Below are 19,077 nucleotides of genomic sequence, written 5' to 3'. Positions count from 1 at the left end.
AGGCGGGCCCGAGTGCAGAGGCGCTCGCCTGATTCTGTTTCTAACCGTCCTATAGATGACGGTTCTTTTTTTAATGAGGTGCTTCATCCAAGGCTTAGGAAGCGCTCTCAATGCAGCCAGCTATTGACTTGAAAGGAGGCACGTGTATGAAAGCCATGCGTTCATTCATTAATCAATCCGTTGAAATTGCCGTCTCGGGAAAAAAAGACGTCCTGCGAGGCACCTTGATCGATATCGGCAACGATATTTTGGTGCTTCATATGGACACCCAGTTCATTTATGTACCGCTTTTGCATCTCCAACAGCTTTCGCCTACCAAAAAAGTGGACGAAATCGTGAACGCAGCCGAAATCAACTGGGAACCGACTCCGGATTTGTCATATCGCAAGGTGCTGATGAACGCAAAAGGGATGTTTACCGAGCTGTTCATTACGGGGAACCAATCCATTCATGGATATATCACGAGCATCATGAATGACTTCTTTGTCTTCCATTCTCCGGTGTTTCACTCTGTATTGGTATCGATGCGCCATTTGAAATGTTTAATTCCATATGAGCTTAATGCCACCCCTTATGCGATGAGTCCAAGCGCTTTTCCATTGAATCCGAAGCCGATCGCCCTCGCCCGAAACATCGACCAGCAGCTGAAGAAATTTGAAGGTCAATTCGCCGTCCTGAATTTGGGAGAGAGCTCGGGCAAAATCGGATTACTGAAAACAGCAGACTCGCCCATTATCGAAATTGTGACCGCGTCCGGCGAATCCGCTTTTATGCATATCGATCATGTAAAAACGGTTCACTTCCCTTAATTCAACGAAAGCGGCAGTACAAAGAAGGGCGCCCCGCCTGGGACGCCCTTCTTTGTACTTTCTTAGTATTTCACCAGCGAAATTACGTCGATGCCGTTCAGCTTGTCGCGGCCGTTCAAGTCCATCAGCTCAATGAGGAACGCTGCGCCGACGACTTTACCGCCCAGCTGCTTCACCAGATTGATCGAAGTCGCAATGGTGCCGCCGGTCGCCAGCAGATCGTCCGCAATCAGTACCTTCTGACCAGGCTTGATGGCGTCGTCATGCATGGCCAGCTTATCCTTGCCATACTCCAGCGCATAATCCGCTTCGATGGTCGCACCCGGCAGCTTGCCGCTTTTGCGAATCGGCACGAAGCCTATGCCCAAAGCGACTGCCAGCGGCGCGCCAATAACGAAGCCTCGGGCTTCCGGGCCGGCAATGGCATCAATCTCGCGGCCTTTCAAGCTTTGCGCCAGTTCATTGATCACGGCCTGATAGACCGGACCGTTATTCAGCAGGGTCGTAATGTCCTTGAAGCTGATGCCCGGCTGCGGAAAATCTTCAATCACTCGGATATAATCTTTATAATTCATTGGGTTCCCTCCAACATTTCATAGTATTTCAGCGCATGCTCGATCTTATGACCATTCAGCCGATTCATGCGTCTTATGCCCCGCTAGAATTCATAAACAGGTCCTGCAGCCCGTCATTTTGCGCCCTCGCCAGCCGCAGCAGCAGCTCTCTCGCCGATGTATACACCAGCTCCTGCTCGACTTCCGGCCGCTTCATCCGGGCTTGGTAGAGCAGCGAGCCCGACAGATCCTTTTTGCTCGATGCCGGAACGAGCCGGTACGCCTCACCCGCCGGCTCCATGAGCCCGATCTCGGTGAAGACGTCCAATATAAACCGGACTAAGCCTGGAGATAAGCTCGAGCGTTTCGCCAGCATGGACAGGAATCCCGACTGACTTCCACCGCCTTGGAGCACGCTTACGGCACCGTATACGGTCTTGAACATCTCCCGGCTCGGCATCACGGAAGCCTGCTTCTCTTCTTCCGTTCCACCGAAGGCGGCATAGAAGCGCTGCACGGACTCGGCCTGCGCAGCAGCCGCATCCAGCTGATCCAGCCGCTCCGGAAGCGCATAGAGCACGATGTCCTGTGCTTCACTGTACCGGTTCGCCGCTGCCAGCTTGTTCAGTGGATGCAGCTCTCCAAGCAAATCCACATGCCAGACGGCAGCATTCGTTGTGCTTCGAAGCGCGGACGGCAAGGCCGCCGAGAACAGTACGACCGCAGGCGGTATCGTCCCGTCGGTGCCATAAGCTCGGCGTTCCAGGCGCTGGCACAGCTCCGCCAGCTTCTTCTCCGGCTTCGGCGTTCCGCGCCAATCAAAGAGCTGTACATCCGGGACGCGCAAATCCTGGATCATGATCTGTGGCCGCCGGACGCCGTTCCATTCGTTGATGCTGAACTCGCCGAGCACATCCACCGACGCCGATGGAGAGATCCATTCGGACAGCTGGCCTTTGCTAAAGCCCACAGCATCGACCGATGCGGCGGTTTCACTTGCGGCCGAACGAAGGGACAGCTTCAAGTGCTGCTGCTCTTTTCCCATCGTGCGCATCTCTTTGAGCTTCAGCCCGTTTAATACGAACCTCGGCGAAGGGTTGCCCATGCCGAACGGGCCAAGCAGCTCGAGCTGGCGGATGGTTTCCAGCGCCACATCCTCGAACTCGCACATCATATCCGCTTGCAGCAGCGGTACAAAGTCATCCGGCGCCAGCCACTCCTCGGCCAGCGCCGCCAGCCTGCGCCCAAGCTCCGGTAAGTGCTGCCGCTCCAGCGTCATCCCGGCGGCCATCGGATGACCGCCGAAATGATCCATGAGATCGTGGCAATGGGTCAGCGCCCGATACATGTCAAAGCCGGCGATCGATCGCGCCGAGCCTTTGGCCATGCCCGTTTCTTTATCGATGCCCAAAATGATCGTCGGCCGGTAAAACCGATCGACCAGCTTGGAGGCCACGATCCCGATAACCCCTACGTTCCAATCCTCGTGAGCGAGTACGATGGTCTTTGGCAGTCCGCCTTCCCGCTGCTGCTCCTCCATCATCGCGATAGCTTGCTTTGTCATTTCATCGACGATTTTTTGCCGTTCTTTGTTCAATTGATCCAGCTCAAAGGCCATCTGCTCGGCTTCCTGCTCATGCTGCGTCGTCAGCAGCTTGACCGCCGTATCAGCGCTCAGCAGTCTCCCGCTGGCATTAATGCGTGGCGCCAGCGCAAAGCCGATGTGCGTCGAGTTCACTTCCCGCACCGCGATGCCCGCCACGCCGAGCAGTGCCTTGATGCCCAGATTGCTCGTGTCGCGCATCTGTACCAAGCCCATCTTAACGATCATCCGATTCTCGCCGGTAAGGGGCATTAGATCCGCCACCGTGCCGATCGCCGCGATCTCCAGCAGTTCCTCCGGCCAGCGGCCCAGCAGCGCCTGTGCAAGCTTCAAGGCCACACCTACGCCTGCCAGCGGCTTGAATGGATAAGGACAGCCCGGCTTCTTCGGATTGATGATGGCGTAAGCCTCCGGCAGCACCTCAGGCGGCTCATGGTGATCCGTGACAATGACGTCCATGCCAAGCGATTGTGCATACTCAATTTCCTTGATCGCACTGATCCCGGTGTCCACCGTAATCAGGAGCGTGACGCCCTGCGCATGTGCCGCATCCAGAGCTGGGCAATTCAATCCATACCCCTCATGAACCCGATGCGGGATATAGTAATCGAACGTGCAGTCCAGCTGCCGCAGCAGCCGTACCATCAGCGTGGTGCTGCTGACCCCGTCCGCGTCATAGTCGCCGTAAATCCGGATGCGCTCACCCGCATCCACTGCCTTGCGGATCCGCTCGACGGAAGCCGCCATTCCATCTAAAAGGAACGGATCATGGATTTGATCCGTTCCCCCGTGTAAAAACTTCTCGGCATGCTCGATGTCTGTGATTCCCCGGATCACAAGCATTTTGGCCAGCATAGGCGTCAGACCCAGCGCTTCTGCCAAATCCGCCGCCTGCTTAGCATCGGCCTCGCCTATGTTCCATCTTGATTTCGCCTGAAGCATGCCGTAACACCCACCCAATCATATTAGTGCAGCAGCGTCGGATAATCGTCCGCTTCCGTCTCGCCGTGTTTATAAGGATATCCGGGATCATAAGGGTTCACGTGGATGAAGACATCGGATACATGAATGAACCGTTTCATCAACGTCTGTTTGACAATCTTGGCGATGTCATGCCCCTCTTGCACACTGATCTTCGGATTGACACTGATTTTGATATCCACAATGACATAGTGCCCATGCTCTCTCGCGCGCAGGTCGTCGACCGCAATCACACCTTTGATACGCTGAACCGTCTCCAGCAGCTCTGCAGCATCCTCTTCGTGCAGCACATGATCCATCGTGCTATGAATCGATTCCATCACCAAGCGGTATCCCATCTTCAGCACCAGCACTGAAACGAACAAGCCCGCGATCGGGTCAAGATAGTAAAGGTAAGTATTTCCCAGGTAATTACCGAGCATAGCGCCGCCAACGCCTACAAAAGCCGCAATCGATGAGTACACGTCGGAGCGATGCTCCCATGCATTGGCAATCAAGGCTTGGCTCGATAGCTTTCTCCCCAAGCGGTACTTGTACCGGAACATAGCTTCTTTCACAATGATCGAGATAAAAATAGCGATAAATGCAATTTTCCCCGGCGGCGCATCGACACCGTGATGGATCGCTTTGACCGAGGACACGCCGATCTCGATGCCTACCACCAGCAGCAGCACCGACACGACGATGGACGCGATCGGTTCCGCTTTCCCGTGACCGTAGGGATGGTCCGTGTCCGGAGGCAGCTTCGAAGCCCGAATGCCGATGAGCACGGCAACCGATCCCGCCACATCCGAAGCCGAATGCAAGGCATCCGCCATTAAGGCTTTACTGCTTGAGGCGTAGCCAATGAGTCCCTTCATAAGCGCCAAGGCGATATTGCCGACGATGCCGATCCATGCGCCAAACTCCGCTTTCTTGAAACGATCCTCAGCCATGAGGCCACTCCTCCAACGTCGATAGAAAGGCCGCCGAAACAGCGGTTTCGCGCGGCCGGTCAATATATTTACTTACGCTGCGACTTTCTTTTTAGAACTAACCGATTTTTGCTTGAAATAGTACCAGAGCGGACCAGCGATACAGAGCGAGGAATATGCCCCGCTCGTCAGACCGATGATTTTAGCCAGTGCGAACAGCTTAATCGCCGGGCTGCCGAAGACGAACAAACAGATCGCCGCGATCAATACCGTCACAACGGTATTAATGTTCCGTGACATTGTCTGCCAAATACTGTCGTTAAGCAAGTTCGCCACGTCTTCCGAGGACTTAATCTTGGCAAAACGTAGATTTTCGCGCACCCGGTCAAAAATAACGATTTTATCGTTGATCGAATAACCGATCGTAGTCAGAATGGCCGCCATGAACGGCAAATTGACCTCCAGGCGAAAAATCGAGAAGAACGCGATAACCATAAAAGCATCGTGAAGAATGGCAATAATCGATGCCACAGCAAAGCGCCATTCAAAGCGAATCGTCACATACAAGCAAATCGCCAAGCTGGCAATGCCGATGGCGATCGCTGCTTTGTTTCTCTGCTCAACCGCCATATCCGGCGTTACCGTGTTGACCTCTTGCGATACTTTATCGCCATAAGCTGCAATAAAGCCATCCTTGATCTTCTTCACGGTATCATCGGGTAAAATCTCATTGAATCGGACCGAAATTCGATCGCCCTTATCTCCGCCCACCGTCGAGATGGCAGGCTCTACGCCGGCATCCTTAAACACTTTCTCCGCTTTGGCCTGATCTACAGCTTGTCCCACGGAAATATCGAGCGAGGTTCCCGCTTTAAAATCGACGCCATAGTTCATCCCGCTAATCAACAAGACAATCAAGCCTATCACCACAATGGCGAGAGAGGCAATATAAAAATATTTCCGGTTTTTGACGAAATCAAAATATTTTTTATAAACCACGGATTTCCGCCTCCTTCACACCGAAATACCCTGGCTTTTTGAACCAATTGGCACGGACTAACAGATGGATCAGTAATCTAGCCAAGAAGACGTTCGTTAAAATACTCAGCACGATACTCAAAATCGTCGTCAGAGCAAATCCGCGAATGGCACCGTTCCCGATGTAGAACAGTACCGCACTCGCAATAACGTTCGTGATATTCGCATCCATAATCGTACGGAAGGAATGCTTCGAGCCCGACTTCAGCGAGGACAAGATGCTCTTGCCGCTGCGGATTTCTTCCTTAATCCGCTCGTATGTAATGATGTTCGCGTCAACGGCCATCCCGATCCCGAGAACAAATGCTGCGATCCCCGGCAACGTCAACGTCGCGTGCACCCAGTTAAAGACAACCAGAAGCAGCCACGCATAGGTAAGGATCGTGATCGTTGCAACAACGCCCGGAATGCGATAGAAAATCAGCATGAACAGAAGAATCAGAATCGAGCCGATCAAACCGGCCTCCACCGTCTCATGCAAAGACATCAAACCGAGGCTTGCGCCTACGCTCTGGGTATATTTCTCATTCAGCTTGAGCGGCAACGCGCCCAGGTTGATCGTATCCGCGAGCTTCTTTGCTTCGTCGAACGTATAGTTACCGCTGATTGTCGCGGTTCCATCTGTCAGTACTTGCTGTACAATGGGTGCGGAAAGCTGCGTTTCATCCAAATAAATAGCGAGCGGCTTACCGACCAGCTTTTCGGTAACGGCTTTAAATTTGTCTTTATCCTTGACCTTGATGCTGATCATCGGACGATTGCTTTGATCATATCCGATCTTGGCGCCGCCTTCGACAAAGTCACTGCCGACCATTTCTTTGGTGCCGTCCGGCCCGCGGAAGGTAAGCTCTGCCGGCTTTTTAATAACTTTGCGGACCTCTTCCTCATTCGCAACCCCTGCCAAGCGAACGCGGATGCGGTCTTTGCCCTCCGTCGTAATTTCGGGCTCGGCGATGCCGATGTCGTTTGCTCTCTTCTCCAAGCTGATCGCCGTTTGCTTAAGCGAATCGGCCGTAACCGGTTTGCCCGCTTCAATCGGCTCCGCCACGTACAAAATTTCGAACCCGCCCTTGAGATCAAGCCCAAGCTTGATTTTTTTCACCAATTGCGGACTCGTTATCGCGATGGAAGCGAACAAAATCGCAACGATAGCGAAAAAAGAGACAATTCTTTTGATGTCCATAACGATCTCCTTCCAATACTCAATGTTCCTATTATACCCACCTGCGAAAAATGAGTCAATTTGCAGCATTTTGGAGAACGAATCGTTCTGGGAGTATGTCCGAGAAATTCCAATCTGTCGGACATACTCCATAACCCCAAAAAAAAGAAGCCCTCGCTTTAGCGAAAATGGGCATCTTTGTATATGCTCATCGTCATCCAGTTCATAAATTGCGTAACTTTTAAGGATAAGATGTCGTTGACAATCCGGTGAATCGGCGGAATACCGGTCTTCTGAAACTTGGCGCTGACACAATCCCAGATATCTTGTCCGGTCACCTGCTCGTAGCCCAGCATGCGGAACTCCTCCGCTTTACTGCGGCAAATCTCCGCGATCACTTCATTCAGCTCATCGTCATTCATGTCCTGAGCGTCACCGGCATCTTCAGGTTCGGCTTGAACCGGCTGATCCAGATCCACACCCATGTCCTGCTCAATCGGCTGCTCTTCCTCCACATCCGACGCTTCGGGGTTCTGTCCGACGGAACCGTCCAGACTCGATTTCAATTCGTCCTCTCCCATACTGCACCTCTCCCCCGTATCTCAAGCCATTCTCCTACTTTAATTCGCTATCGCAGCACTTTTTCCTGCATGTCATTCGACAATCGGTGTTGGAAAAATGTTTGCATGCCGCAGGACAGGTTATGCATATCCATTAATTATGAAAGCTTCAGTCTAGCACGCCCCAGAAAAGAGGATTGCCCTTGACCAAACAATCATTTATTAAAGGTACGCTTATCCTGCTTGCGGCCGGCATCATTAACCGAATTCTCGGTTTTATTCCGCGCATTACACTGCCAAGGGTGATCGGAGCCGAGGGCATCGGACTGTATCAGATGGGGTGGCCGTTTCTCATCGTCATCCTGACTGTCGTAACCGGAGGCATTCCCATCGCCATTGCTAAGCTCGTTGCCGCGGCCGAAGCAGAGGGGGACGAGCAGCGGGTGCGCAGCATTTTTCGCGTCTCACTCGGGTTATCGACTGCGATTAGCATCCTGTTCACGGTAGGTACGTTCTATGGTGCAAAATGGATTACTTCGCATCTGTTTACCGACTCCCGAGTATATCTGACCTTCATGTGCATGACGCCGATTATTTTCATCGTGGGCGTGTCGGCCGTGTTCCGCGGCTATTTTCAGGGCCGGCAAAATATGATCCCAACCGCACTCTCCCAAGTCGTTGAGACGGTCGTGCGCATTATCACAGTCCTTGCGTTTGCTTATCTAATGCTGCCTTACGGACTCGAATACGCGGCGGCTGGAGCCATGGTCGGCGTAATGGCAGGCGAGATTAGCGCCATGCTCGTTCTCGTGTTTTTGTACAGCCAGAACCGGAAGCAGCTCAATACAACTCCCATGCCGGCCAAAAGCAAAAGCAGTAAACCCAGCGCCGGTCACTTGATGGAGCTGTTGAAGCTCGCCTTGCCGGTCACAGGGAGCAAGCTGGTCGGTTCCTGCTCCTATTTTCTGGAGTCGATCCTTATCGTCCAAAGTCTTGCCATCGCCGGTGTGGCAACCAAGCTCGCGACCGCCCAGTACGGGGCGCTGCAAGGGATGGTCATCCCGATCCTCATGCTGCCTAGCGCGCTCACCTACTCGCTGGCTGTTTCTTTAATCCCCTCTCTATCCGAAGCGGCGGCCCGAAATGATATGAAAACCATTCACATGCGCCTTCATCAGTCATTGAAGCTGGCACTAGTGACCGGCGCCCCGTTTGCTGTCTTGATGTTTGTTCTTGCTGAGCCGATTTGCTATTTTATGTACGGACAGGCCACGGTCGGGTCCATGCTGAGAATGATGGCTCCCGCCGCGTTGTTCATCTATTTTCAAGCACCGCTGCAAGCCGCCCTGCAGGCACTCGAGAGACCCGGCAGCGCGCTGATCAACACACTTACAGGATCCATCGTCAAGCTGGGATTAATTTATGTGCTGGCAAGCAATCCGAAATTCGGCATTCTGGGCGCAGTCATTGCGATCACAATCAATATTATGTTGGTGACCGTACTGCATTGGAACAGCATCGTCCGGCTGCTGAAATTTCGGATGGATTCAGGAGATTTTCTAAAAGTGACCTTGAGCATGGCGGTGGCAGGCATCGCGAGCCACGTGCTCATGTATGTGGAGTGGACGGACAGTACCTTGATTCGTTTTTTAACTTCTTGCGCGACCGGAATAGGCGTCTACATGATCATGGCGATGATCCTCAAGCTGTTTGACCGCTCCGATCTGTTCCGCATTTTCCGATTGGGGAACCGCTTTGTAAAATAGCACGCGCGCCCTCAGCGCTTCTTATCAATAAACCATTTCTCACGATGATCCACCGAGCAAAAAAACACCTCTTTAAAAGCCTTCACGCCCTTCGTCTGCAGCTCGCGTTTGAGCCAAAACCGGGTTTTCCCTAACTTCGCTAAATTCTCATCTTGAACTTTTCCATCCATAATAAGCGTCAGAGGCAAGCCTTCATATCGAAAAGCAGCCTGTCCTTCCCGGGGACGGGCTTGATTCGTTTGCATCTCCTTTTTCGCGGTCTTGATTAGCGGCTCCAGCATCGCAAACTCGACGTCTGCCGTCTTGAACAACCTGCTCGAATCCAGAAGGGTCGAAGACTTGCTGTCCAGCCATCGCTTCGCAGAGGTGGTTTTGAGGGAGTGGAAAGTTAACACCAGCTGAATCACGATTAATGTCATCATCGGCACAAGGCCGTACAAAATAGGTGTATTCAAGTCCTGCATTGCGACCGAGGCCGTTTCCGCAATCATGATGCACATGACAAGGTCAAAGACAGACAGATTCCCGAGCTCCCTTTTGCCCATCACGCGCATCGTCAAAAACACGATCATAAACACAACCAGGGTGCGTAAAAAAAGAGTGAGCATGTCCATAGAACGTCCTCCTCCATTTATTTGACCGCCGATCCTTCTCGACTCAAGGACTCAGTAGCAACATGGGTATTTTGACCTTGGGGATTGGTTCACATGCGGGTGAATTGTTGGTAATCCGACCAGCCGCTTCAATAGAACCTGTACTATTTTCGTGTACATGCCCATACATATGAAATATAAGGGTTGTTATGGAGGTTGATCGATTGTGAAAGGTTCACCTTTATTTGTAGGCTTGATGTACGCCGGGCTATTCATGCTGCTGGGAACACTGACTGCTTCACTGATTTTGCTCGGAACCAATTTGCCGGAAAGCTCATGGCTCAGCTCCACCCTCTTTATTCATGGCGTGGCTATGTTTGCCGGCGGGCTGACGACGGGCAAGCGGAGCGGCAGCAAGGGCTGGTATCACGGAGGATTGCTCGGTCTGGTGTACACCATCATCGTCTGGATTATTGGATTTTTGGCTTACGACGGCGGCCTCAGCAAGGAATTGATGTACCTCGGAGTCGTCGCGTTCCTGGCGGGTGCGTTCGGCGGGATGATCGGAGTAAATTTGAAAGGCTCGAAGGCGAAGTAAAAAAAGAGACTCGTACCGCATCATACGCGGTTGCGAGCCTCTTTTCTTTTGGAATCAAGCGGACCGTTATTTCTTTTCTTCAGCCGTGGTGGCGGAAGCCGTAACGGAGTTGATTGCCGAACGGTCAAACGTCAGCTTCGTGACATCGTTTACACGAAGGATCACGGTTTCATCGTTAATTTCAAGAATGGTCCCGTGCAGACCGCCGATGGTGACGATCTTATCCCCTTTTTTCAAGTTGCCAAGCATCGAGTTGCGGGTTTTCTGGCGTTTTTGCTGTGGACGAATCAGTAAGAAATACAAGACCACGAACATCAAGACGAGCGGTCCGTAAGTGACCAAATACCCTTCCATTCCCGGCTGTGCTGCTGCTTCTTCGGCGATTAAAAACATGCGATTTCCCCCTTCACCGTAATAAATTTCACAACGCTATTCAGCTGACTTGCGCGCTATGAACGAGTTCATGCACCGCAAACCGCTTAAAAGCCTTTACTATTCTCATCAATGCCGTACTGCTCAAAGAAAGCATCCCGGAAATCCAGCAGCCGATCCTCACGAATCGCTTGGCGGACACCGCGCATCAGCTCGAGCAGGAAATGCAGATTATGATAGGTGGTAAGACGTATGCCGAACGTTTCGTCCGCTTTGATCAAATGGCGAATATAGGCCCGGGAGTAATTTCGGCACGTATAGCACGAGCATTCAGGATCCAGCGGTCCGAAATCCTCGGCGAACTTGGCATTGCGAACGACCAGCCGTCCTTGACTTGTCATGACGGTCCCATTGCGGGCAATCCGTGTAGGAAGCACGCAGTCGAACATGTCGACGCCGCGGATCGCACCTTCAACCAAGGCATCCGGCGAGCCGACGCCCATCAAATAACGCGGCTTGTTCGCAGGCAGCAGTGGAACGGTATAATCCAGTACCTCAAACATGAGGTTCTTAGGCTCGCCCACGCTCAATCCCCCAATAGCATACCCCGGGAAATCCATGGAAGTCAACTCAGCGGCGCTCTGCTTGCGCAGGTCTTCGTACATGCCACCCTGAACAATAGCGAAGAGCCCCTGCTCGTCCGGACGGGCGTGCGCCTTCAAGCAGCGCTCCGCCCAGCGTGTGGTGCGCTCGAGTGAGTTTTTGGCGTAAGTGTGGTCAGCTGGATAAGGCGGGCACTCGTCGAAGGCCATGATGATATCCGCGCCGAGCGCATTCTGAATTTCGATCGACTTCTCGGGAGAGATGAACAGCTTGTCTCCGTTCAAGTGCGAACGGAACTGTACGCCCTCCTCTGTAATTTTCCGCATCTCGCTCAAGGAAAAAACCTGAAATCCGCCGCTATCGGTTAGAATCGGACGATCCCAATTCATAAATCGATGCAGTCCTCCGGCGGCTTTAACAATCTCATGGCCCGGACGAAGAAACAAATGATACGTATTGCTGAGAATAATGTGAGCGTCCATCGCTTTGATCTCTTCGGGGCTCATCGTCTTCACCGTAGCTTGCGTCCCCACCGGCATAAAAGCTGGGGTCTCAATCACTCCGTGTGGCGTATGAACCTTGCCTAGGCGGGCTCCGGACTGCTTGCAGGTTTTGATATGTTCATATTTAATCGTCAATTGAATTCCTTCTCTCTATCGTTCCGCTAATAAATGAACATGGCGTCGCCGAAGCTGAAAAAGCGATACCTCTGCTCCACGGCCTCATGATATGCGGCAAGCACATGCTCACGCCCAGCCAGCGCACTGATCAGCATCAGCAGCGTCGATTTGGGCAAATGAAAATTGGTCAGCAGCGCATCTACCATACGGTAGCGATACCCAGGGTAAATGAAGATGCCTGTCCACCCGCGGCCTGCGCGGATGATTCCATCCTCTCCAGTCGCCGTCTCCAGCGTTCTGGCCGAGGTGGTCCCTACAGCGATGACTCGCCCGCCCTGTTGTTTAATACGGTTGATCAGCGCCGCGGTTTCATCCGTTACCTCATAAAATTCCTCATGCATCTCATGAGCCTCCACCGTCTCCGCAGAGACCGGCCGGAACGTCCCTAAGCCGACATGAAGCGTAACATAGGCTAATTGTACACCTTTTTGTTCCAGCCTATGCAAATATTCCTTGGTAAAATGCAGCCCTGCCGTCGGCGCTGCAGCCGACCCTTCATGTCGGGCGTACACCGTTTGGTACCGCTCCCGGTCGGGAAGCTGCTCTTTAATATAGGGCGGCAAGGGCATGGAGCCCAGACGGTCTAAAATCTCATTAAAAATGCCGTTATAGCTGAAGTGCAGCACTCTGCTACCCATTTCGCCTTCGGCTTCTACCGTAGCGGTCAGCAGGGGTTCATCCGAGGCCTCGCCTGTTGTTCCGCCGCCAAAATGAAGCACGGCTCCTGCTTTCAGACGTTTGCCGGGCCGAACCAGCCCTTCCCAGCGGTCGTCCTCTAACTGCTTGAGCAGCAGCACCTCGGCTTTCGCGCCGGTGTCTGCTTTCACGCCAAAAAGCCGGGCTGGAATGACCCGCGTATCATTCAACACGAGTACATCCCCGGCTTGTAAATAATTCTCCAGCTCATCAAACCTATGGTGGCCGATCTCGCCCGTTTGCTTATTCAGCGTCAGTAGACGCGAAGACGTCCGCTCCAGAAGCGGTGTTTGCGCGATCAATTCTTCGGGGAGATGGTAATCAAATAAATCCACTTGCATCGTGTTCGCTTCATCCCTTAACAATGGAGACTCCTACATAGTAGGTCTGCAATATTTTTTGATAATCGTAGCCCAGCTCCGCATAGCCTTTGGCTCCCCACTGAGACATGCCTAAGCCGTGTCCCAAGCCGGTGCCCCTAAAAATAAACTGCGGGCTTTTGGTCGCCACTCGCACTTTGCCGTCCTTGTCCATCACGAACAGCTGCGAGTCCTTTTGCTCTGTCCCCGGATTCGAACCCGAGGCAGCATAGATCGATGGGGACGCTGAAGTTTGGCTTCGGGTCTTTCCATCGGCTCCCAATATAGTATACCTTCCCGTTTCTTCAATTTCAAACCGGGTGCTTGGCAGTCCCCACAGCATGGTGCGCAGCGCATCGGGATAAGCAGCCTTCAGCGGCTGACCATTGGCGGAAACCTCTAGAGCCCGACCGGATGGACCGCGTTTGGATACTTCCAAATGATCGATGGCGCCTGTGCCAGCTGGAAGCGCACTGCCGAGCTTGTCCTTGGCCTTCGAGGCATCAAACGGACCGCGAATCCAAGAGTAGGCGTTTGATTCCTTGACCTGGTCGATGACGACGAAACGGTCGCCGATATCCACTTTGAAAATGGCCGGATTACCGGCATTATCGACATAAGGCGCCGGCCGGACACTGACACCGGTTCCGGTGGATTCATAGTAAGGAAGGCCGGCCGGGTTTTTGAGCCCGGTGTCGCGAGCATAATCCGAATGGATATAGCCATAGCTTCCATTCGGGAGGACGATGCGATACCACAGCTTTTTGCCTTCCTCCGCTCCGTCATCGGGAGAAGGCATGCTCTTCAAGTAGGCGACGGCGTTCCCCCACACCTCCGTCGATTCGGCCGTCATGCCCCCCGCATTAGAGTAGAACAGCGGGCTGATCAAACCGCTCTTATCGGCAAGCACCTCGCCTTGGGTTGCTTGAACGGCTTGAACCGCGGTGGGGAATTCAACCGTTTGGCCTTTGTAAGCTTGATCGAGCGTGGTGTCGGTGACATGCGCGATCTGATATTTGACGCCCTGCTTGAGCGCGTAGGTGCGGGCGGCTACCGCCTGCGCCTTCAACGCCTCCAAGGGCCATGCTTTGCTTAGCTCGGAGCTGACGACCGAGTACAAATACTCTTCGAAGGGAAGCTCGTTAATGACGGCGAGCTTCCCGTTCAGCCGCGACAGCTCGATGCCGCCGCGGTATGACCGTCCTGCCCGTTCAAGGACGGTTACGCCATCGGCGGCTTGGGCTGCTGCCGTTGTGGCCCACAGCTTGGCGGGCCCGCCAACGGCGAAGCCTGTAGCCGGCACCGTGCCATCGGCGGTAACGGCCAGTTCGCTGCGCTGCAGCGCGTAGCCCTGCGCAGCATCAACCGGCGCCAGCGCGACCGCGGGCAGCGCGGCCGCCAGCTGCGCCTTCAACGCCTGCAGCGCAGCGGCGTCCACCGCGCCGCCGACGAGCACGGCGTAGGCGGCCGCGCCCGCTTCGCCGGCGTCCAGCAGCGCGACGTCGGCGTCGAAGCCGGCCTGCGCGATCGCGGCCGCTTGCGCCTGCGCTTCGGCTGCGCCGGCGTAGGTGCCCGCGCTCAAGCGCTGCGGGCCTGACACTGCCGCCCCAGCCTGCGCAGCAGCCTCGGCGGAAGCCGCTTCCTTGGTCGCGAACGGACCAAGGTAAACCTGATAGGCCGGCTTGCCCTGCTTCGTGCGCTGCACGATGCCCACCGCTTTACCGGCCGCAGCCAGCTTCTGCGCCTGCGCACCCGCCTTAGCGGCGTCGCCCGTCTCAGGCAGCTGCGCGTAGAAGCCGTCCGCGTACACGCGAACAGGCTCCTTCGCCGCTGCCGTATAGACGGGCTTCGCGCCGCCGGCGCTCCGCAGGCTAAGCTGCAGACCGGCGGCGGCGGACAGCGTAACCGCCGCCACCGTGTCACTGTACTTGCCCGTGTCGATAAAAAGTGCGACACGGATTTGATCCAGCTTCGGCACGGTAACCGCTGCCTCCGCCGTAGCAGGCCCACCGCCAAAGCTCGTCCAACCTTTGGCGCCTACCAAGCCACCGGACATGAGCAGTCCGGCGATCAATGCAACCTTGCAGCTCTGACCTGCTGCAACGTGTAAAATTCCTTTCCTCACTGCCGAGTCACCTCTCCCGTCTTATCACGATGTCGCTCCTACGAGCGTTTCGGAGTCGGCAATCCCAAATGCTTGCAAGCCGCGTCCGTAATCATGCGTCCCCGTGGTGTTCGCTGCAGGAAACCGATCTGCAGCAAATAAGGCTCATATACATCTTCAATCGTTTGGCTTTCTTCCCCAATCGATGCTGCAATCGTATCAAGACCGACAGGTCCGCCTTGAAAGCTAAGGATAATGGCGCGCAGCATCTTGTGGTCAATTTCATCAAGGCCGAGCGGATCGACTTGAATGCTGGAGAGCGCTGCACGTGTGATATCCGTCGTAATAATGCCATCGCCCTTGACCTGCGCAAAATCGCGAACTCGCTTGAGCAGCCGGTTGGCAATCCGCGGGGTCCCTCTGGAGCGCATGCCGATTTCACGTGAAGCTTCTCCAACGATCTGAACCTGTAAAATGTCAGCGGTTCGGCTCACGATATACGAAAGCTCATCAACCGTGTAATACTCAAGACGGCTGACTACCCCAAAACGATCACGCAGCGGCGATGATAGCAATCCTACACGAGTCGTCGCCCCAACCAATGTAAAAGGCGGCAAATCCAGCCGTACCGAGCGCGCGCTAGGTCCCTTGCCAATAATGATGTCGAGGGCAAAATCCTCCATCGCCGGATAAAGCACTTCTTCCACCGTACGGTGGAGACGATGAATTTCATCTATAAAAAGAACGTCGTTTTCCTGTAAATTCGTTAAAATCGCAGCCAAATCGCCCGGACGCTCGATCGCCGGACCTGAAGTCGTTCGCATATTGACGCCCAGCTCATTGGCAATAATATTCGAAAGCGTTGTTTTCCCAAGTCCCGGCGGTCCGTACAGCAGGACGTGATCCAGCGCTTCTTTGCGCATTTTTGCCGCTTCGATGTACACCTTCAGGTTTTCTTTCGCCTGCGACTGGCCGATGTATTCAGCCAGGTACCTAGGACGCAAGCTGAACTCCATCGTTTGTTCGTCCATCATTAAATTCGCCGAAATAATCCGGTCGTCCATGATGTATAACCGCTCCTTTCATGATCGGCTTGATTATTTCGTCAGCGATTGCTGAAACAAGGCTTGCAGCGCAAGCTTCGTAACCACATCCGTCGTTTCGTCGCCTTTGAGCTTCGGTTTAATCGTATGCCCGGCGCGATCCGCTTCCGCTTCCGTATAGCCAAGCGCCATCAGCGCAGCCTTAGCCTCCGCCCATGCTCCATCGACGTTCGCTGCGAGCGCAGCAGCTGCAGCGCCCTCTGCAAAGCCAAAGATCGTGTCTTCGCCAAACGACAGCGCTCCTAGCTTTTCCTTCAAATCCAGGACTATGCGCTGCGCTGTTTTTTTCCCAATGCCGGGCAGCTTGGTCAAGAAAGTCAAATTCTCCTGCCGAATCGCCGCCGTAATCTGCTCTGGTTTGCCACCGGCAAGAATACCAATCGCGACCTTCGGTCCAATCCCGCTCACATCCAAAAGCATCCGGAACAGCGACTGCTCCTCCCGCGTTGTAAAACCAAACAACAAATGCGCATCCTCACGAACATGGTAATGGATGAACATCGTTACTTCACTCGAATCCTTGGCATCCTTCGGCATCACTGCGAACGGATTGGAACAAAACACGCGGTAGCCAACCCCTCGCACATCCAGGACGACATACTCTAAATCCCGATGCGCTACCGTTCCTCTAAGATAATCGATCATCGCTTATGTACCTCGTTTATTTTATGTTGTAAGGTTGCGGAATGGGCATGACAAATCGCAATCGCCAGCGCATCCGCTACGTCGTCGGGCTTCGGTGCGGCGGACAAGTTCAAAAACATGCGAACCATCTCCTGAACCTGCTTTTTCTCCGCTTTTCCGTAACCTACGATCGCCTGCTTGACCTGTAAAGGCGTGTATTCCGCGATCGGCAAACCCTTTTGCTCCGCTGCCAGCATCAAAACTCCTCTCGCCTGTCCAACGGTTAATGCTGTTGTAACATTCCGGTTAAAAAATAGCTTCTCTATCGCCACCGCATCCGGCTTATACTTGTCGATTAGCTGGACGGCCGCCTCATAGACTTGCTTAAGACGCAAAGCGTCTGGTGTATGTGCTTCCGTTTGGATCGATCCATATTGAACCGGCACGAGCTTATGTCCCTGCTTATCGATAAACCCGAACCCAACGATCGCTATGCCCGGGTCAATTCCTAGTACTCGCATGCCAGCACGCCTTTCCCCATGTGTTAAAAAAATGCCCGCATTCTCTCCCAGAAAGCGAACATATGTGTTCACTTGCCATTATAACAGATTATGAACGCTGTGACACGGGCAAGTTTTTATCGAATTTTTTGTTCGCTGGCGGGAGGTATATATGCTTTTTTTTAGTGCTTTTCCTACTATCCCTATTACTCAGAATAATCTCAAATGCTATTAATCCAAAAGAATAATATTTCGCTTGATATACGAACAAATGTTTGGTATGATTTGACTATTCCAGAACGTTAGTTCTGTTAAGTCATAAATATTCCAGTTAATGTCCGATTATTCATCAAGAGAGTGTTATGTGGAGGAGGTCTGTACTCGATGGATCAGGGGAATGCCCAATTGAAACACTTTCAGGAGCTCTTTGGAACGGAGGAGGCTTGCGCCGACTATTTATTTCATGCCAAGTGGCCTGACGGATTTTCCTGTCCGCGTTGCGGGAGCCATCATGCCTATAAAACAGCCACGCGCAGACTCCCTCTATTCGAGTGCGCCCATTGCCGCCATCAAACTTCCCTTACGGCTGGGACGATTTTTGAAAATAGCCGCACGGCATTAACCAAATGGTTTTTAGCCTTATACCTTGTTTCTCAGCTGGAAACCGGCATTAGCGCTGTTGCGCTGAGTGAGGCTATTCACTAACTTACAAAACAGCCTGGCTAATTCTCAGTAAAATTCGACGAGCCATGAGTCAAGCCGACCGCGAGCATTTGTTGTCTGACATTGTACGTGTCGCCTCATGCTTCTATGGTAAGCCTCATACCAGTTCCATAGAGCTTCACAAACAAGAGCAGCCATTTCTGTTTTGGGGCTTCTTTGAACGAAGAAGCTGCACCGGTTTATATCAAAATGAAGTTAACCGACAAGACGCATATGCGCCATAAACTTGTACTCCCGTCGGGTACGGCCAATTTTTCCAAACAGCATGTAAGCTCGCAAAACGCCGACATTGAATTTTCTTTGAAACGATTTAGCTCCTCCCGTCCAGTTGTTCTGCTTGGATATGCCGCCAAGGCCAGCTCTTGGATTAACCGTACCTTTCATGGACTAGCCCGTAAGCACCTGCAGTATTATTTAGATGAGTTTTGTTATCGCCTAAATCTCTCCCTTAGCTCAAAGCCCATCTTCGACGAACTTACACGTCTATACGCTACTACTAGCTCCATTACTTACCGTGCCATTACCAGAGCCGCGAGACCAATTCAAAAAGAAAGAAATCAGTGCGCCTGAGATATTAGAGGAACTTAGGGTTATTCAAAATGCTAGCAGCAGTCATTTTTTATCTATTTCTGCGCTTGTTTGCCGTGTAGTTTTTTTAGTATTATTATTTGGTTTCTACTGTCCGTTCCTACTGTTGGTTCTACTGTTGGTTCTACTGTTGATTCTACTTTGGAT

The 19,077-nt window shown here is 53.1% G+C and carries 19 protein-coding genes; 4 read left to right on the top strand and 15 right to left on the bottom strand.

Translation table 11 applies throughout. The features are described 5' to 3' along the window. Window positions 1-146: 146 nt before the first annotated feature. A complete protein-coding gene (locus FPZ49_RS01270) occupies window positions 147-809 on the top strand; it encodes a DUF2642 domain-containing protein (protein WP_144842527.1) in 663 nt (220 codons plus the stop codon). Between the two features lie 62 nt (window positions 810-871). Here the strand turns inward: FPZ49_RS01270 and FPZ49_RS01265 are convergent, their stop codons facing one another. The 6 genes from FPZ49_RS01265 to FPZ49_RS37235 form a co-directional block, all read right to left on the bottom strand. Beyond that, complete coding sequence (locus FPZ49_RS01265; protein WP_144842526.1) at window positions 872-1,384, bottom strand: adenine phosphoribosyltransferase; 513 nt, start codon at window positions 1,382-1,384, stop codon at window positions 872-874. Window positions 1,385-1,457: 73 nt separating this feature from the next. After that, window positions 1,458-3,908 carry a single-stranded-DNA-specific exonuclease RecJ gene (gene recJ, locus FPZ49_RS01260; protein ID WP_144842525.1) on the bottom strand — a complete coding sequence of 817 codons (2,451 nt, stop codon included), beginning with the start codon at window positions 3,906-3,908 and terminating at the stop codon, window positions 1,458-1,460. Between the two features lie 23 nt (window positions 3,909-3,931). Beyond that, window positions 3,932-4,882: a cation diffusion facilitator family transporter gene (locus FPZ49_RS01255; RefSeq protein WP_144842524.1), complete on the bottom strand. Its 951-nt coding sequence runs from the start codon at window positions 4,880-4,882 to the stop codon at window positions 3,932-3,934. Window positions 4,883-4,954: 72 nt separating this feature from the next. After that, window positions 4,955-5,860: a protein translocase subunit SecF gene (gene secF, locus FPZ49_RS01250; RefSeq protein WP_144842523.1), complete on the bottom strand. Its 906-nt coding sequence runs from the start codon at window positions 5,858-5,860 to the stop codon at window positions 4,955-4,957. Then, entirely contained in the window at window positions 5,850-7,082 is a 1,233-nt protein-coding gene (gene secD, locus FPZ49_RS01245; RefSeq protein WP_144842522.1) for a protein translocase subunit SecD, read from the bottom strand. Before secD ends, secF begins: the two co-directional genes overlap by 11 nt. A gap of 158 nt (window positions 7,083-7,240) precedes the next feature. Further along, the gene (locus tag FPZ49_RS37235) at window positions 7,241-7,642 is read right to left on the bottom strand and encodes a post-transcriptional regulator (protein ID WP_315899152.1); all 402 of its coding nucleotides are present in this window, start codon (window positions 7,640-7,642) and stop codon (window positions 7,241-7,243) included. Between the two features lie 182 nt (window positions 7,643-7,824). Between FPZ49_RS37235 and spoVB the strand changes: the two genes are divergently transcribed. Next, window positions 7,825-9,387 (top strand): stage V sporulation protein B, encoded by a 1,563-nt coding sequence (gene spoVB, locus FPZ49_RS01235; protein WP_144842521.1) that lies wholly within the window; start codon window positions 7,825-7,827, stop codon window positions 9,385-9,387. An 11-nt stretch (window positions 9,388-9,398) separates the two neighbouring features. On the opposite strand, the gene FPZ49_RS01230 is transcribed toward spoVB, so the two are convergent. Beyond that, a complete protein-coding gene (locus FPZ49_RS01230) occupies window positions 9,399-10,001 on the bottom strand; it encodes a DUF421 domain-containing protein (protein WP_144842520.1) in 603 nt (200 codons plus the stop codon). A gap of 205 nt (window positions 10,002-10,206) precedes the next feature. Here FPZ49_RS01230 and FPZ49_RS01225 point away from each other — a divergent pair, with 205 nt between their 5' ends. After that, window positions 10,207-10,578 carry a TIGR04086 family membrane protein gene (locus FPZ49_RS01225; protein ID WP_144842519.1) on the top strand — a complete coding sequence of 124 codons (372 nt, stop codon included), beginning with the start codon at window positions 10,207-10,209 and terminating at the stop codon, window positions 10,576-10,578. 66 nt (window positions 10,579-10,644) lie between these two features. Here FPZ49_RS01225 and yajC read toward each other — a convergent pair whose 3' ends face one another. From yajC to ruvC, 7 genes are all read right to left on the bottom strand, one after another. Further along, window positions 10,645-10,971, bottom strand: coding sequence for a preprotein translocase subunit YajC (gene yajC / locus FPZ49_RS01220; RefSeq protein ID WP_144842518.1), 327 nt, complete (start codon window positions 10,969-10,971; stop codon window positions 10,645-10,647). 86 nt (window positions 10,972-11,057) lie between these two features. Next, a complete protein-coding gene (gene tgt, locus FPZ49_RS01215; RefSeq protein WP_391563794.1) occupies window positions 11,058-12,191 on the bottom strand; it encodes a tRNA guanosine(34) transglycosylase Tgt in 1,134 nt (377 codons plus the stop codon). Between the two features lie 26 nt (window positions 12,192-12,217). Next, window positions 12,218-13,270 carry a tRNA preQ1(34) S-adenosylmethionine ribosyltransferase-isomerase QueA gene (gene queA / locus FPZ49_RS01210; RefSeq protein ID WP_144842631.1) on the bottom strand — a complete coding sequence of 351 codons (1,053 nt, stop codon included), beginning with the start codon at window positions 13,268-13,270 and terminating at the stop codon, window positions 12,218-12,220. 10 nt (window positions 13,271-13,280) lie between these two features. Continuing rightward, window positions 13,281-15,413 (bottom strand): SpoIID/LytB domain-containing protein, encoded by a 2,133-nt coding sequence (locus tag FPZ49_RS01205; protein ID WP_261381190.1) that lies wholly within the window; start codon window positions 15,411-15,413, stop codon window positions 13,281-13,283. A gap of 38 nt (window positions 15,414-15,451) precedes the next feature. Continuing rightward, window positions 15,452-16,456 carry a Holliday junction branch migration DNA helicase RuvB gene (gene ruvB / locus FPZ49_RS01200; RefSeq protein ID WP_144842516.1) on the bottom strand — a complete coding sequence of 335 codons (1,005 nt, stop codon included), beginning with the start codon at window positions 16,454-16,456 and terminating at the stop codon, window positions 15,452-15,454. A 33-nt stretch (window positions 16,457-16,489) separates the two neighbouring features. Continuing rightward, window positions 16,490-17,140: a Holliday junction branch migration protein RuvA gene (gene ruvA, locus FPZ49_RS01195; RefSeq protein WP_144842515.1), complete on the bottom strand. Its 651-nt coding sequence runs from the start codon at window positions 17,138-17,140 to the stop codon at window positions 16,490-16,492. Continuing rightward, window positions 17,137-17,640, bottom strand: coding sequence for a crossover junction endodeoxyribonuclease RuvC (gene ruvC / locus FPZ49_RS01190; protein ID WP_144842514.1), 504 nt, complete (start codon window positions 17,638-17,640; stop codon window positions 17,137-17,139). Before ruvC ends, ruvA begins: the two co-directional genes overlap by 4 nt. Before the next feature lie 363 nt (window positions 17,641-18,003). On the opposite strand from ruvC, the gene FPZ49_RS01185 reads away from it, so the two are divergent. Continuing rightward, on the top strand, window positions 18,004-18,324 hold the full coding sequence (locus tag FPZ49_RS01185) for a transposase (RefSeq protein WP_144842513.1): 321 nt from the start codon (window positions 18,004-18,006) through the stop codon (window positions 18,322-18,324). A 213-nt stretch (window positions 18,325-18,537) separates the two neighbouring features. On the opposite strand, the gene FPZ49_RS01180 is transcribed toward FPZ49_RS01185, so the two are convergent. Further along, window positions 18,538-18,726: a hypothetical protein gene (locus FPZ49_RS01180; RefSeq protein WP_144842512.1), complete on the bottom strand. Its 189-nt coding sequence runs from the start codon at window positions 18,724-18,726 to the stop codon at window positions 18,538-18,540. Window positions 18,727-19,077: the final 351 nt, after the last annotated feature.

This window comes from Paenibacillus cremeus, from assembly GCF_007786445.1.
Taxonomy (GTDB): domain Bacteria; phylum Bacillota; class Bacilli; order Paenibacillales; family NBRC-103111; genus Paenibacillus_G; species Paenibacillus_G cremeus.
The sequence above is the reverse complement of the archived record's forward strand: the minus strand, read 5'-3'. Positions and strand labels throughout refer to the sequence as shown.